Source organism: Mucilaginibacter dorajii (genome assembly GCF_024808255.1).
Lineage (GTDB): Bacteria > Bacteroidota > Bacteroidia > Sphingobacteriales > Sphingobacteriaceae > Mucilaginibacter > Mucilaginibacter dorajii.
Genome location: NZ_JANTYS010000026.1, coordinates 70172 through 86269, shown reverse-complemented (window position 1 = coordinate 86269; position 16098 = coordinate 70172). Strand labels below are relative to the sequence as shown.

Here is a 16098-nt window from a genome sequence, read left to right as displayed (position 1 = left end):
GGAATTAGCGGAACAATCTACTAACTGAAAACCGCCCTCTGCTATCTGCAAACCGGCTTCCCCCGCTAACTGCCTGCCGAAAACTGAAAACTCAAAAGATCCTTAATCCAATAATTTTTTATCACTGGCCGAACGTTCTTATAATTCCATTTCTGCACGGTGTATAGTCCCCAGGATCTGTCAATCACAACCCTCAAAATCCACTCTCTCATCATTCTAACTTCTACTGTCCTTATTCTTTGCTCCTAAAATTCTTGCTCTATTGTCAATATAATGTCATAAAGGAATTTATTTCAAGCAAAAGTACCCTTCACGGTGCATAAACTATTAATTAAGCCCTTATAGCTTTGCGTTGTAGCGCCTAAAACGTTTATTCATTCTCCGTTCATTTTGTTCACTGAATTAAATTTCATTCAGGTTAAAATTTAAATAATAAGAAAGTCGACGCGCTCGTTGCCCTCAATTAGCGGTAAAACCGCCCCGCGGGGCCAAAACCAGGCAGTAAAAATTTGTCGTATTTTGAAGTAATTAACTTAACCGGCGAAAGCCACAAACTTTTTAACTGACTAACTATGACAAAAAAGATTGCCATTTTATGCCTGCTACTTGCAGCCTCATCCGCCACTTTTGCGCAAACCATTTTCACCGCCATTCAAACTAATGACATCCCCGGCGTGAGGTTTTTGCTTAGCCACGGTGCCGACCTGAGCAGTAAAGACGAAAACGGCAACACGCCCTTATTGGCCGCCATTAAAGGCAAACAGGATAGGGCTGTAAACCTGCTTTTACAACAACCCCTTAATGTTGACGCTAAGGACCGCGATGGTAACACTGCCCTGATGGTAGCCGCCAGCCAAAACAATACGGCTATGGTAAGCCTGCTGCTTACTTATTACCCCAACCTTAACACACGTAACAGCCAGGGAGCAACCGCGCTTATAGCCGCTGTAAACGCTGGTAACGCCGGCATTGTAAAAAGCCTGTTAGAACATGGTGCCAGCACCAAAATTAAAGACAAACAGCACAAAACCGCGGCCGACTACGCCCAAACCCAAAACAATGCCGATTTGCTTACCCTGCTTAACAACACCTACACCGTAACCGCCGCCCTGCGCAACACCACAGTCAGCGCTTACGTACCTTACTAACAACGGTTGGCGATAGTAACCTCTCCCCCGGTTACCAACCACAAACATCCCCCAAAACCAAAAGCTTTAAAAGCGCGACGGGTTAACCCCCATCCCTTTTAAGGCTTTTACTTTTTAAGCCCCTTGCGGTTGTTTTTTAGTCCGAAAGTCCGGGAAGTCGGTAAGTCCGGAAGTAGGCGGGTAATAAGTTGTGACTCACCAAAAATGCTTAAGTCCCGAAATTCAGATTCCGCCAGTCCAATAGTCCCCCAGGGCCCACAGTTCCAAAGTAAACAGTAGGGCGGGTTTTGAAAACTTTAGCGGTTAAATTTTAAAAATGATTATATTGGTTCAGTTATGCTAAAGTTTAAAAGTATTTATAAATATGCCGCCAGTTTTATTGGGGTTTGGGCGCTGCTATTCAGCGCGTGTCACAAAAATAACGGCTTGCCTGATCAGCCCAATAAGGTAGATTCCATTCCTAAATATACAGCCAACGTGTATGTGGCCGGCAGCACTTATGATTCTGTAACTTACCAAAGGGAGGCTGCTTATTGGAAAAACGGAGTGCCCGTAATCCTCACCCAGGGAATTAAAGATGCCGCTGCAAATGCCATAGCCGTGCAGGGTACCGATGTTTATGCCTCGGGCTACATCACCGCCACCAATGGAAAATACGTTGCCGTTTACTGGAAAAACGGGGTGCAAACAAACCTAACAGGCACCGGAACAAACGCGTCGGCAGGTAGCATAGCCATACAGGGCAACGATGTTTATATTACCGGCTTTGTAGAAGACGCGGCTGTATACTGGAAAAACGGACAACGGGTAACGCTTCCCCTATTGCCGGGCCGTACCAGCGCAAGCACCGCGGGCATAGCTATACAAGGCACCGATATTTATGTATCGGGTTACCAGATAGGGCAACAAACATCGGCGGTGTATTGGAAAAACGGGTCTCCGTTTACGCTTCCGAATAGTGCCAATTCATATGCCGGCAACAATATTGTGTTTCAAAATGGCGACATGTATATGCCCGCATCTTACCTGCAACCCGATTCAAAAAGCACAGTTACCAACTATTGGAAAAATGGCCTGCCGGTATCCCTGGCCGACGGAACAGTAGCAATCAATGCCATCGAAATGGCGGTTAGCGGTGCCGATGTGTATGTGGCCTGTGGTACATCAAAAGGACCGGGCTATTATAAAAACAGGAAACTAACTGTGTTTTCCGACTATTCCTCCGAAGTAACGGGTATCGCGGTGCTCAATAATGATGTTTATACCTCTGGCCAGTCCACTTATCAACAAAAATCGGTGGCTACGTTTTGGAAAAATGGTTTACCTGTCCGTCTTTTCTCGTCAATTGGTAAAGGCGGCTTCGCCTCGGCCATTGTGGTAACCCCCTTTCCATAAACTAACCCCCAATAAATCTTAAGGTATTACCCCTGCGCCGGCAAAAGGCCGAAATCCCCAAGCCAGCCAGGGTAAAAGATCCCCACGGCAGGCAAAGCCGGCGAAGTTCCCAGTTTGCATACGTCAACCAGTAGGATAGCCCGGAAAGCCGACACAGCACCCAAACCCTAATTTTATCCGCCGAACAAGTAGTCCGGAAGTCCGAAAGTCCGCGAAGTCCGGAAGTTGAGGAAGCTCGCCGCACGGCAATCCAATAGTACCCAAAGTTTCATAGTCCGAAAGTCCAAAAGTCAGCGAAGTCCGAAAAGTCCGGAAGTTGAGAAAGCCTTCCGCCCGGTAATCCAATAGTCCCCAAAGTCCCCGAAGTTGAGAAAGCCTTCCGCCCGGCAGTCCAACAATCCTCAAAGTCCGCAAATCCCAAAGTCCCCAATCCCAAAGTCTTAATTCTTGATTCTTGTCTCTTGACTCTTTCCCCCAATGGCGTTCCCTGCGGGCCGGGCTTTCCATTCATACGCCTGCAGGCCTTACGCGCTTTTGGCCGGTATCCATTTCAATCCCTAACGCTGAGCTGCGGGGGAATGGTTCAACATTATCACCTCACATACCGTACTAATAATATACTATGATTTCAAAAATGATACTATATTTATAAATTCCTAACTAAGCTAATGAACCAAAACCCCGAGCAATTGGCCCGCGATCATATCGACAAGCAATTAGAAGCTTGTGGCTGGCTGGTACAGGGTAAAAAACAAAGCAATATTAGTGCGGGTATAGGCGTGGCCATCAGGGAGTACCAAACCGAAACCGGGCCTGCCGATTATATATTATTTGTAGATAAAAAACCCGTCGGCGTTATTGAAGCTAAACGGGAAGACGAAGGATATAAGCTCATTGTAGCCGAAGATCAATCTACAGATTACGCTAATTCCAAACTCAAATACCTGAATAATGATCCCTTGCCCTTTGTTTATGAGAGTACTGGCGAGTTAACAAGGTTCACCGATTACCGTGACCCTAAACCGCGTTCACGACCTGTGTTCACTTTTCACCGGCCCGAAACCTTTCAGCAATGGATAAAGGAAGCCAAAACATTACGTAGCCGATTACATGATACGCCGGTTTTACAGGTTGATGGTTTGCGTGATTGCCAGGTAACAGCTATTACCGGTGTGGAGAAATCTTTCCGGGAAAACCGCCCTAAAGCCTTGATACAAATGGCTACGGGTTCGGGTAAAACTTTTACGGCTATTTCTTTTATATACCGTCTGCTCAAATTTGCCAAAGCCAAACGTGTACTGTTTTTGGTTGATACCAAAAACTTAGGCGAACAGGCCGAACAGGAATTTAAGCGTTACCAGCCACAGGATGATAATCGCCTGTTTCCCGAATTGTATGGCGTTACCCGTTTAAGCAGTTCGTTTATTCCTCAAGACAGCCAGGTTTATATCAGTACTATACAACGGCTGTATTCGATATTAAAAGGTAGCGAACTGGATGAGCGCGATGAAGAACAAAACCCTAATGAAAAAAAGTGGGCGGCTAAAGAACCTTTGCCCGTAATATATAATAAAAAAACGCCCATGGAGTTTTTTGATTTTGTGGTGATTGACGAATGCCACCGCAGTATTTACAACCTGTGGAAACAGGTATTGGATTATTTCGATGCCTTCCAGGTTGGCCTAACCGCTACGCCCGATAACCGCACCTTTGGTTATTTTAATCAAAACCTGGTTTGCGATTATGGTTATCAAAAAGCGGTTGAGGATGGCGTACTGGTACCTTACAATGTTTTTGAAATAGTAACCAAAATTACGCAACACGGCTCAAAAATTGAATTGGGCGAATACATTGGCAAGCGTGAAAAGCTTACCCGCAAGCAATTTTGGAACACCCTTGACGAGGATATAGAATACAACGGCAAGCAATTGGATGATAAGGTTGTAAACCCAAATCAGTTGCGCCTCATCATCAAAGCTGTTAAAGAGCAATTACCCGTCATGTTTCCCGATAGGGTTACACCGGCCACTCCCACCACCCTCGAAAGTTTTGAAGTACCCAAAATGCTCATTTTTGCCAAAAGCGATAGCCATGCCGACGACATTATCAATATAGTACGCGAGGAATTTGCCGAAGAAAACAAATTTTGTAAAAAAATAACCTACCGCAGCGAGGAAGACCCTAAAAGCATCTTACGGCAATTCCGTAACGACTATTTTCCACGTGTGGCCGTTACTGTTGATATGATTGCTACCGGTACAGACATACGTCCACTGGAAGTATTGCTGTTTATGCGAGATGTAAAAAGTCGCAGCTATTACGAGCAGATGAAAGGCCGGGGTACCCGCACCTGTAGCATTGAAGAATTGAAAGCTACGGGTACGCCTGCCGCCAAATTTACCAAAGACCATTTTGTTATTATAGACGCTATCGGTGTAGAAAAAAGCCAGAAAACTGATAGCCGCCCCTTAGAGAAAAAGCCGGGCCTGTCGCTTAAGGAAGTGATTGAAAGTGTGCATATGGGTAATACTGACGAGGATATGCTCACCACGCTGGCAAACCGATTGATCCGTTTGGATAAGCTGATCACTGAAAAGGAAAAAATGACTTTTGCCGAAAAGGCCGGAGGTCAAACCATTACCCAAGTAGTAAAGCAATTATTAAATGCTTACGATGCAGATGCGTTGGAAACCATCAGGCAAACTGTTGACAGGCAGATGCCGGGTGCTGCACCCATTGATAAGGATGCAGCCATTAAAGCACAGCACAATGCGTTGATAGACCAGGCCACCGCCGTATTTAACAGCTTTGAACTGCGCAATTATATTATTGACGTACGCAAACAGTACGACCAGGTGATTGACCACGTAAACCCCGACGAATTGTTAAACATAGGCTGGGTAAAAGATAATACCGCCATAGCCGAAGGCTTGGTACAGGATTTTAAAACCTGGATAGCCGATAACAAAACCGAAATAACCGCCCTGCAGTTATTTTACGGGCAGCCCTACCAACGGCGCGAACTCACGTATAAGATGATTAAGGATTTGGTAGATACTATTAAAACCAGTAAACCCATGCTGGCACCCCTAAATATATGGCGGGCTTATGCCCAGTTAGAAAAGGTAAACGACCAACCAAAAAACGAATTAATAGCCTTAGTTTCGCTCCTCCGTAAAATAAGCGGGATGGACGAAAGTTTAACGGCGTACGATAAAACGGTAGACCTTAACTTTCAGCAATGGGTGTTTAGCAAACAGGCGGGTAAAGCTGCCAAATTTAACGCCGAGCAAATGCAATGGCTGCGTATGATTAAGGATTACATAGCATCCAGCTTTCATGTAGAACAGGACGATTTTGAACTCGATCCTTTTAATAAACAAGGGGGCCTCGGTAAAATGTGGCAATTGTTTGGCGATAGCACCGGCGAAATAATTAATGAATTGAACGAAGTATTAGCGGCATAATGGATAAGAATATGGAATTGCCGGAAGGGTGGATAATGGTTAAACTCGGCACTGTTTGCAAACTTAAAAATGGTTTTGCTTTTAAAAGTACTGATTATTTAACTGATGGTATACCAGTAATAAGAATTTCAGATATTAAAGTAGGCCATGTTACTACTAAAAAATCAGTACGGGTAAAAGCAGGTAGCGAATACGAAAACTATTTAATTAATAATAACGACATTCTTGTCGCTATGTCAGGCGCGACAACTGGAAAATTTGGAATTTTCAGCAGTAATGAAATCGCATACCAAAATCAACGCGTCGGGAAGTTTAACATTTTAAATACTAATGCTTTAAATAATCAATTTCTTTTATACCAGCTTCATTCGTTAAAAAGGCAGATTGAAAAGGATGCTTATGGAGGGGCACAACCAAATATATCCTCAACAAAAATCGAGGAAATGGAAATTGTGCTTCCTCCAATAAAAGAACAGTATGAGATTGTTCAGAAAATAGAAGAGCTTTTCGGCGAACTTGATAAAGGCATTGAAAATTTAAAAACAGCACAGGATCAATTGAAGGTTTACAGGCAAGCAGTTTTAAAATGGGCCTTTGAGGGTAAGTTGACGAATGAGAACGTTAAGGAAGGGGAGTTGCCAGAAGAATGGGCACACAAGGAATTGGGAACAATAGCAAGCAAAATTTTCGATGGACCTTTTGGATCAAATCTAAAAAGCGATGATTATGTCGATGATGGAATTAGAGTTATTAGATTAGAAAATATAGGTGTTTTGGAATTTAAAGAGGAATACAAAACATTTATTTCTAAAGAAAAATATGCTTCTCTCGATAAGCATACTGTTAGCGCCGGAGATATTATTTTTTCATCATTTATTATCGAAAAGGTTAGGGTAGCCGTTTTGCCACCCGGTATAAAATTAGCCATAAATAAAGCGGATTGTTTTTGTATAAGGGTCGATGTAAAGAATTTAAATACCAATTACTTAGCTTACTTTTTGTCAACAAAAAATGTTTATAATCAATTAATAGACGAAGTTCATGGCGCGACAAGACCGAGAATAAATACAAAACAATTGAAATCTTGTATAGTCCCTATTTGTAGTTTAGACCACCAAAAACAGGTAGTTCAAGAAATTGAAAGCCGTCTAAGCGTTTGCGATAAAATAAAAGAAACCATAACTACCAGCCTGCAACAAGCCGAAGCATTAAGGCAAAGCATTTTGAAAAAGGCTTTTGAGGGTAAACTGTTAAAGGTGCAGCAAGCAGCCGAAGAAACTAAAGTTGTATCGATAGTTAAAAGAGGTAGTGATGACTGGCAGCGCAAAGTACTTGCCGGGCATATTATTTATTCGTTTCAAAAAGGTGGCTATGTTGGTCGTACCAAACTCCAAAAAATGTTGTACCTGTGTGAGCAACATGCAGAATTGGATTACGAAACTCAATATGTAAAAGAAGCGGCCGGGCCACTGGATTCAAAGTTTTTGTACGCATTTTTAACAGAAGGCAAACAAAAGAACTGGATTGAGGAAACGCCAGTAGGGCATGGTTACAAATATGAGCCAGCTGATGCCATTTCTGAATTGACAAAAGAATACCCTAAATATTTCCGGCCAATTAGTGAGAAGATAAAATTTATTATAAAACTACTTAAAGACAAGGACACAGACACCGCTGAATTGATAGCAACTATTTATGCGGTTTGGAATAACTACATTATTCAAAAAAAGGAATTAACCGACCAGTTGCTATCCGATGAAGTTTACCAATGGGATGATAGTAAATCTAAATTTAGCGAGCGATTGATTGCATCAACGTGGCAGTGGATGATAGAGGAAAAGTTATTGCCGGTTGGTTTTGGGAAAGTAATCGTTAAAAATTAGGTATGAAAAGAATAACAAAACATAACCTTTATATCGCGTCTTCAATATCCGTCATAATCTTGGGTGTATTATTTTCTTTTTTGTTTTATTTACATCAACCAGTTCTTCAATCTAAGTATTCGAGCAAAGAAGAAATGGAAGTTGCTTTAAATTATTACAAGGACTATTATGTTAGAAATGGAACTATAGGTGATTTCATAGCAGGCGTTTCAGGAACACTATTTTCCTTATCTGCATTCATAATAGTATATTTTACCTACATTGACCAAAAAGAAGATTTAAAAAAGGAAAAAATAGAAGAGCGTTTTTTTGAGTTGCTTAAGCTTCATAAAGAGAATGTTAGTGAAATTCAAATTAATAATTTGAAAGAGCCCTGTGAAGAAATTAAGGGGAGACAAGCTTTTAATTTTATTTACGAGCAAGTACAGATTTGTTATAAGGAGATTGCTCCATTCTTTGTAGATACTGAAAATAAACAAATATATCTTCCATCTTATCTGCCAACAATAGAGAATTTAATGCTTACAAATGACTCATTGGACGGCGTACAGCTTGCGCAGTGTGATATAGCTTATGATTTAGTTTTCTTTGGTGTAAACTACGATGATATAACTGTCCTATTACGACTTTTTTCTGAAGTTTATCAAGGCGAGTTTATAAGGAAGGTTGCATTATATATTAGTGCTAAACCTTTAGATAAAGATTTATTACTCCACTGGGAAAAGGTTGCTAATACTGTAAATAAACTTGAAGTTGTCAATTCAATAGAAAATTTCAGACATGGTATTGAAATTGCTAACCCCAATAATCTAAATTATTATCATCACCATTTAAAGAAAATTTTAGCAACTCCTAATTTTTCGAAATTTTATGCCGGGCATCAAGATGTAATAGGACATTATTATAGACATATTTTTCAAACGGTTAAGTATATTAATAAACAGTCATTGCTTACATACGATGAAAAGTATGAGTATATTAAAACACTAAGAGCCCAACTTTCCACGGTAGAACAATACTTGTTTTTCTTTAATTCGATTTCTTTTATGGGAAGGTCTTGGGAATTTAATTCGTTAAAGCAAGATTCAACAAAAAATGATGTGAATAATTATTTGGTTACAAAGTTCAGTTTTATAAAGAATATTCCTAATCAATTTATTTTCCAAGATATAGTATTGAAAAATTATTATCCGTTGGTTCATTTTGAATTTGAAGCCGAACCATTAAAAAGAGCAGCAGTTGCTAAATTATTTAACTAATGACATCTTCCGCAATAATATCTAAAGTCTGGTCTTTCTGTAATACACTTCGCGATGACGGTGTAAGCTACGGTGATTACCTGGAACAACTTACCTACCTGTTATTTTTAAAGATGGCAGATGAATATAGTAAGCCTCCATATAATCGTAAACTGACTATCCCGCAAGAATATAACTGGGAAAGCCTCACCGAGAAACGTGGGGCCGAATTGGAGTTGCATTACTCGGTATTGCTACGTGAATTAGGTCAGCAAAAAGGCGTGCTTGGCCAGATATTTACCAAAAGCCAAAACAAGATCCAGGACCCGGCTAAGCTGTACAAGCTGATAGATATGATCCACCGTGAAAACTGGATCATGATGGGGACAGATGTGAAGGGGGATATTTATGAAGGTCTGCTGGAAAAAAATGCCGAAGATACCAAGAGCGGTGCCGGGCAATACTTTACGCCAAGGGCATTGATCAGGGCTATGGTAGCCTGCATCCGCCCCGAACCAAACAAGACCATTGCCGATCCGGCCTGTGGCACAGGTGGTTTCTTTTTGGCCGCTTACGATTACATAGTTGACAACAATAAGCTTGACCGCGAACAAAACGTATTTTTAAAATACCATACCTTTTACGGTAATGAGATTGTAGCCGGGACCCGCAGGCTTGCCCTAATGAACTTGTTTTTGCACAATATTGGAGACATCGACAGTGATAATAATATTTCGCCGGCTGATGCTTTAATTGCGCAAAGCAGCATTACCTACGATTACGTGCTGGCCAACCCACCGTTTGGCAAAAAAAGCAGCCAGACATTTACCAACGAAGAAGGCGAACAGGAAAAAGAAGATTTGACCTACAACCGCCAGGATTTCTTCGCAACTACCAGCAATAAACAACTCAATTTTGTGCAGCACATCCGCACCATGCTTAAAACTACAGGCATGGCCGCCGTGGTATTGCCCGATAACGTTTTGTTTGAAGGAGGTGCAGGTGAACTGGTGCGCAAAAAGATATTAGAAACAACAGACTTACATACTATACTCCGTTTGCCTACCGGTATATTTTATGCCAACGGTGTAAAAGCGAACGTAGTTTTCTTTGACGCCAAACCATCGGCCAAAGAGCCATGGACTAAAGAGATCTGGTACTATGATTACCGTACCAACGTACACCACACCCTAAAAAAGAACCCACTCAAATTAGACGATCTGCAGGATTTTATCGATAGCTACATGCCGGGCAAGCGCCATAAACGTGTCGAAACATTTCACCCCGAAACTAATCCCGAAGGACGTTGGAGAAAGTTTAGCTACGAGGAAATTGTTAGTCGTGATAAAACAAGTTTGGACATTACCTGGCTAAAAGATAAATCATTAGCCGATTTAGACAACCTGCCCGACCCTGATGTTTTGGCATTGGATATCATGGAAAATTTAGAAGCAGGGTTGGAGAATTTTAGATCGATAATAAAGCAATTGCAATAGTACGGAACTTTCTCACTTTGTAAAGTTCGGGATTGCTTCATACCTCCCAATGATATAGCTTTTGCATCCACAATCCCCGCGTTAGTGATGGAAGTGGATACCGGCCCCGCGCCTAATGCCTTGTGCGCGTATGAACGTACAGCACGGCCCGCAGGGAATGCCCTTTTAATTCAAAAGTAAAAATTCAAAAGTAAAAAAGCTTTGCAGGTGGGAGTAAGTAGGTTGGTTTCCTGGTTGTTCGGGGATTAGCGGAACTGATTGGAGGTATTGACAATTCGGGTAGAAAATCGGGGGCGATTTTCCTGGATGTGCTAAATCGGTTTATCTTATTGATTGGCCAATATCACACCGGGCTTGAGCAAGCGGATGCGGCTATTGAAGCCGGGCTTTTGGTTAGCAGCACGGATGTTGAGGGGCTTTTTTTAAATAGCAGAAAATTGCTTTAGTACTTTAGTTTATTCGTTCGTTGCTTTATTGGTTTATTGCTGAAGTTTACACAAACCTGCCTGTTAATTAACCGCCTGCGCTGTTCTACCGGGCAAAGAAAATCGCGCTTTGGCAGCACCTCGGGTTTCATAGAATTTAGCCATCAACGGCCTTTTTCCCCCTGCGGGAGTGTTGTAAAACCTGGAAATCCGGTAGCCCAAAACATTGGTAAAAGCACCTGTTTTCGGGTCGTTTTTGGGCTTAAAAACGCAAAAATAGCTTTAAGTAGCTGATAGTGAAGTGTTAAGGTGTTCCAGGACTCGCCTTTTTTTAAAAAGCCTAACTTGTTGATTACTAATGGAAACGCGTTCCAAAGCGTTCCACAGTGTTCCATGCGTTCCGGTGGAACAGTAACAAGGTAATGCATAGTAGCTATCTGCCATGCCCCATCAACCCAATACCTACTTTAGTGCTTCGTAAATTTCGGCTGCTAACAACCCACTGCCGCCGCCGTAGTGTTGCACAATTTTAATTTGTGGGTTACGGCTCATGAAATAGGCGCTTAGGTGTTGCTCGCTTTCGGGCGGGATGCCGCCGCCAAGCAGTACCAGGGTGCAGGGTTGGGTATCAAAGTGTTGAATGGCTTCCTCGTCGGTAAGGCAGCCGGTGGCTTGCCAATCGGGGTTGTTGTTTATCAGGCGTACTACTGTTGCCAGTATTTCGGGATGACGACCGATGACGAGGATGGGAGCCCCACCTAAATCCTCCCCTGAAGGGTGAGACTTTTGATTTGCGTTGTTGTTCATATCTTATTAACTCTAAATTATGTCATTGCGAGGTGTGCCTACCCATGACGTATTTTTGGATGATTATTTTTTAAATCCCCTCTTGAGAGGGGGTGCGCCGGAATGAGTGATGGCAGGGGTGTGTTTAGCCCGCGTTCTATCGCATGTATAACACACCCCTCCGCCCCTCTCAAGAGGGGATTCGCACACGCCCTCGCTTTTAATCGTCATTTCCCCCTTCAAAGTCCACGAATTTTATTACTCGCAATGACATGGTTTGTTAGCTTTTCATCTGCACATCTGAAATCTGCACACCCGCACATTAAAACTCCATCGGTACATCCATCAGCAAAAATTCAGCGTCGGTGGTGGCGGTGATGGTAAAGCCTTCGGTGTCCCAGATGCCAAGGGCGTCGCGGGTTTGGAGGGTTTGGTCGTTCACCTGTATTTCGCCGCTTAGTACAAACACGTACACGCCGTTGCCGGGTTTGTGGATGGTGTAGGCGGTGCTTACGCCGGCATCAAACTTGCCCAGGTTAAACCACGCGTCCTGGTGAATCATTACGCCGGCATCGTCGGCACTGGGCGAAAGTACTTGTTGCAGCTTGTTGTGGCGGTCGGTCAGGTTAAGGGTAATCTGGTCGTACCGTGGTGTTACGTTGCGTTTGTTGGGGTACAGCCAAATTTGCAGGAATTTTACCCGCTGGTGCGCGTCCTGGTTGTACTCGCTGTGGTAAATACCGGTGCCGGCGCTCATGGCCTGGATGTCGCCATTTTTGATAACGGCTACGTTGTTCATGCTGTCGGCATGTTCCAGGTTACCCTCTAAGGGGATGCTGATGATCTCCATATTATCATGCGGGTGTTTGCCAAAGCCCATGCCTGCATCAACGGTGTCGTCGTTCAAAACGCGCAAAGCGCCAAAGTTCATCCTTTCGGGATTGTAATAGCTGCCGAAGCTAAAAGAGTGGTAGCTGTTAAGCCAGCCATGACTTGCGTGGCCACGGGTTTCGGCTTTATGTAATATGGTTTGTGCCATGATGTTGTTCCTTTTGTTTGTTGATATAAAGGTACGGCAGGTTTGGGGTGGAGAAGTTGATGTAGGTTAAGATTTAACACGAATTTCACGAATTGCGGCGAATTTCTCTAATCGTGCTGAAGAGATGCCAAACAGGTTGAATACGCTTTACTGCCCACTGCCAACCGAAAACTGCCCACTACTTCCGGCTTCTCATCCTGCTAAAAAACTCGGGCGTTACCCCAATATACGATGCTATTTGTTTGTGGGGCAGTGTGTTGATAAGCGTTGGGTAGCGCTTGCAGAAGTTGTTGTAGCGATCTTCGGCGGTAAGGCTTAGCCCGTCAATCAATCGCTGCTGACTGGCTACCAGCGAGTTTTCGATGAGTACACGAAAGAAGTGCTCAAACTTTGGCACCTGCTTATACAGCGTTTCCTGGTTGTGCTTGCTCAGAAGCAGTACCTGGGTTTCTTCCAGCGCCTCGATGTTGAGGATGCCGGGCTTTTGGCTAATGAGGCTGTACATATCGGCCATCCACCAGTCGACAGGGGCAAAGCTCAATACGTGTTCAATGGCGTTTTTATCTACGGTATAGCCCCGCAGGCAACCCTGGGTTACAAAGGCCGAATGCTTGCAGATGTCGCCATCGGTTAACAAAAACTGCTTGCGCTTAATGGTACGCGGCTGCAGCATGGCAGTAAAAACGGCCTGCTCATCGGGCGTTAAATGGATGTGTTTGGCAATGTTGTTTAGTATGAGGGTGTGGGGCATGTGTAAAAATCGCATTTCTTTTTTATATATAAGCAATGGAGATCGCAGGGCGAAGACGACTCACCCGGTCTACGCTTCGCTGGACCGCCCTCTCTCCGGCAAGCCGCAAAGAGGGCGGAGAAAACATTTTTTTAGCCCCTCTATGCGACGCAGTCGGAGAGAGGGGCAGACGGGCGTAGCCTCGTCGGGGTGAGTCGTCTGCATTATACTTTGCCTTGCCAATATCCTTGAAGTTTATGCTAATAAAGCGGGATGTTATAAAAAAAATTATCTTTATGATTGTGACCAGCTTTGGGCTTATTGGGCGTGAAGCAAGCGTTACAGCAAATAAACCGGGTGTGCATTTACCAATTTTGCATTACCGGTATTTACTAACAGGAAACCTGCTTCAATTTTTTGACCATGAAAAAACCTATTTTGTTGAGCTGTGTGTTTGTTTTGCTGACGTATGCCCATTCGTATGCCCAAAAAAAGTTTAATGGTTTGGATGTTGGTTTGGGTAATTTATACCGGACGAGCGATGCCAAAACCAGGTCGATAAGTCCGGAGAATTTTACGGGCGAGAAGGGGAAGGGCGGTATGGCTACCACGGGTACGGGCAGCGGTCCCTCGCGCGATTTGGGCCAAACCTGGAAGGTAAGCCCAAGCGTTGTGATCAAAAAGCACACCACCTACACCATTGCCGAAATAAACGAAAGCGGTGCCATACAACACATTTGGATGACGCCTACCGGTAACTGGCGCTACAGCATATTACGTTTTTATTGGGATGATGAAACCACCCCCTCGGTTGAAGTGCCCGTGGGCGATTTCTTTTGTATGGGCTGGGGCAAATATTCGCCATTGTCGAGCCTGGCGGTGGCGGTTAACCCGGGCAGCGCCTTTAACTGTTACTGGCCGATGCCTTTCCGCAAAAAATGCCGTATCACTATGGAAAACATTGACGATGCCGATATGGTGCTGTACTACCAGGTTGATTATACATTGACCGAGATCCCCGACGATGCAGGCTACTTCCATGCCCAGTTCAGGCGCAGCAATCCGCTGCCGTATAAAAAAGATTATGTTTTGGTTGATAGCATTGTGGGCAAGGGCCAGTACGTGGGTACTTACCTGGCCTATGGCAGCAACAAAAACGGTTGGTGGGGCGAGGGTGAGATTAAGTTTTATATGGATGGCGATACCAAATTCCCTACCATAAACGGTACGGGTACCGAGGATTATTTCTGCGGATCGTATGATTTTGATACCCACCACAAGGATGCCGCCGGCAAGGAGGAAGATAAAACCGAATACACCGAGTTTAACACGCCTTACACCGGCCTGGCCCAGGTAATTCGTGGTGATGGACATTATAACGTGGCCCAGCGCTTTGGCCTGTACCGCTGGCATATTGCCGACCCTATCCGCTTTGAAAAAAGCCTGAAGGTTACCATACAGGCCCTTGGCTGGCGGCATGATGGCCGGTACATGCCTTTGCAGGATGATATTGCCTCCACCGTGTTTTGGTACCAGCAGGGGCCACACACGCCATTCCCTAAGTTACCCTCACGCGATGAACTGGAAGTAAACTGATGAAGCTATATAAAATTGCCAAAGGTAGCTTGCTTGTAGTTCATGACGCTGCCTATATTATTGACGACGACTGGGATAAACTGATAAACCGGGATAACCTGGCAGGCTACCTGCAACAGATCCCGATAGATGCTATACCCTTAAGCGACGAGGTATATGCTGAATTTATGAGCGGACCGGTACTGCCTCCAATAGGCTCACAGGAGGTTTGGGCTGCCGGTGTTACGTATTTAAAAAGCCGGGATGCCAGGATGGAGGAGTCGGAAGGATCGGGAGCGGCAAGCCTGTATGATAAAGTTTACGACGCCGAACGACCGGAGCTGTTCTTTAAGTCGACAGCGCACCGGGTAAGCGGGCATGGCCGTGAGGTATACATCCGCAAGGATTCGGCATGGAATGTGCCCGAACCCGAGCTGACCTTGTATATTAACTCCAGGGGAGACATTCAGGGCTACACCATTGGCAATGATATGAGTTCGCGCAGTATTGAGGGCGAGAATGCCCTGTATCTGCCGCAGGCTAAGATCTACGAAAAAAGCGCCGCCCTTGGCCCATGCCTGTTTGTGAGCGCTGTGCCGATAGATGCGGCGTCGGCTATTAAGCTGGTGATTAAGCGGGATAATGAGGTGGTTTATGAAGATGCCACCACGGTATCGCGCATAAAACGCACTTTTACCGAACTGGTAGGGTTTTTATATGCCGAATTAAGTTTCCCTACCGGATGCTTTTTAATGACGGGCACCTGCCTTGTACCGCCCCCAACGTTCACCTTACAGGTAGGAGACGTGGTAGAAATGACGATAGACCACATCGGCACCATGGTGAACACGATAGCTTTTAACCCTAAACATCAATAAAAGATAAACCAACCCAATAAACCAATTATAACTAACCA

11 protein-coding genes are annotated in these 16098 nt (G+C 44.1%); 8 read left to right on the top strand and 3 right to left on the bottom strand.

What is annotated here, in order from left to right; translation table 11 throughout:
* The first annotated feature begins 572 nt into the window (after nucleotides 1–572).
* The 6 genes from FHS10_RS24960 to FHS10_RS24935 all read left to right on the top strand — a co-directional run bounded on the left by FHS10_RS24960 (nucleotide 573) and on the right by FHS10_RS24935 (nucleotide 10627).
* Nucleotides 573–1148: an ankyrin repeat domain-containing protein gene (locus FHS10_RS24960; protein ID WP_259096401.1), complete on the top strand. Its 576-nt coding sequence runs from the start codon at nucleotides 573–575 to the stop codon at nucleotides 1146–1148.
* 336 nt (nucleotides 1149–1484) lie between these two features.
* Complete coding sequence (locus tag FHS10_RS24955; protein ID WP_259096398.1) at nucleotides 1485–2543, top strand: hypothetical protein; 1059 nt, start codon at nucleotides 1485–1487, stop codon at nucleotides 2541–2543.
* 668 nt (nucleotides 2544–3211) lie between these two features.
* Nucleotides 3212–6010 (top strand): type I restriction endonuclease subunit R, encoded by a 2799-nt coding sequence (locus tag FHS10_RS24950; protein ID WP_259096396.1) that lies wholly within the window; start codon nucleotides 3212–3214, stop codon nucleotides 6008–6010.
* Nucleotides 6010–7893, top strand: a complete 1884-nt coding sequence (locus FHS10_RS24945) for a restriction endonuclease subunit S (protein ID WP_259096393.1) — start codon at nucleotides 6010–6012, stop codon at nucleotides 7891–7893. Before FHS10_RS24950 ends, FHS10_RS24945 begins: the two co-directional genes overlap by 1 nt.
* Before the next feature lie 2 nt (nucleotides 7894–7895).
* Nucleotides 7896–9152 (top strand): putative phage abortive infection protein, encoded by a 1257-nt coding sequence (locus FHS10_RS24940; RefSeq protein ID WP_259096391.1) that lies wholly within the window; start codon nucleotides 7896–7898, stop codon nucleotides 9150–9152.
* Nucleotides 9152–10627, top strand: a complete 1476-nt coding sequence (locus FHS10_RS24935) for a class I SAM-dependent DNA methyltransferase (protein WP_259096390.1) — start codon at nucleotides 9152–9154, stop codon at nucleotides 10625–10627. Before FHS10_RS24940 ends, FHS10_RS24935 begins: the two co-directional genes overlap by 1 nt.
* An 887-nt stretch (nucleotides 10628–11514) precedes the next feature.
* On the opposite strand, the gene FHS10_RS24930 is transcribed toward FHS10_RS24935, so the two are convergent.
* From FHS10_RS24930 to FHS10_RS24920, 3 genes are all read right to left on the bottom strand, one after another.
* A complete protein-coding gene (locus FHS10_RS24930; protein ID WP_259096388.1) occupies nucleotides 11515–11859 on the bottom strand; it encodes a response regulator in 345 nt (114 codons plus the stop codon).
* A 301-nt stretch (nucleotides 11860–12160) separates the two neighbouring features.
* A complete protein-coding gene (locus FHS10_RS24925) occupies nucleotides 12161–12877 on the bottom strand; it encodes a pirin family protein (protein WP_259096386.1) in 717 nt (238 codons plus the stop codon).
* A 178-nt stretch (nucleotides 12878–13055) separates the two neighbouring features.
* Entirely contained in the window at nucleotides 13056–13643 is a 588-nt protein-coding gene (locus FHS10_RS24920; RefSeq protein ID WP_259096383.1) for a Crp/Fnr family transcriptional regulator, read from the bottom strand.
* Nucleotides 13644–14030: 387 nt separating this feature from the next.
* Here FHS10_RS24920 and FHS10_RS24915 point away from each other — a divergent pair, with 387 nt between their 5' ends.
* Together FHS10_RS24915 and FHS10_RS24910 are read left to right on the top strand one after the other, a co-directional pair.
* Nucleotides 14031–15203: a glycoside hydrolase family 172 protein gene (locus tag FHS10_RS24915; RefSeq protein ID WP_259096381.1), complete on the top strand. Its 1173-nt coding sequence runs from the start codon at nucleotides 14031–14033 to the stop codon at nucleotides 15201–15203.
* Nucleotides 15203–16060 (top strand): fumarylacetoacetate hydrolase family protein, encoded by an 858-nt coding sequence (locus tag FHS10_RS24910; RefSeq protein WP_259096379.1) that lies wholly within the window; start codon nucleotides 15203–15205, stop codon nucleotides 16058–16060. The genes FHS10_RS24915 and FHS10_RS24910 overlap by 1 nt, the downstream gene beginning before the upstream one ends.
* Nucleotides 16061–16098 lie beyond the last annotated feature (38 nt).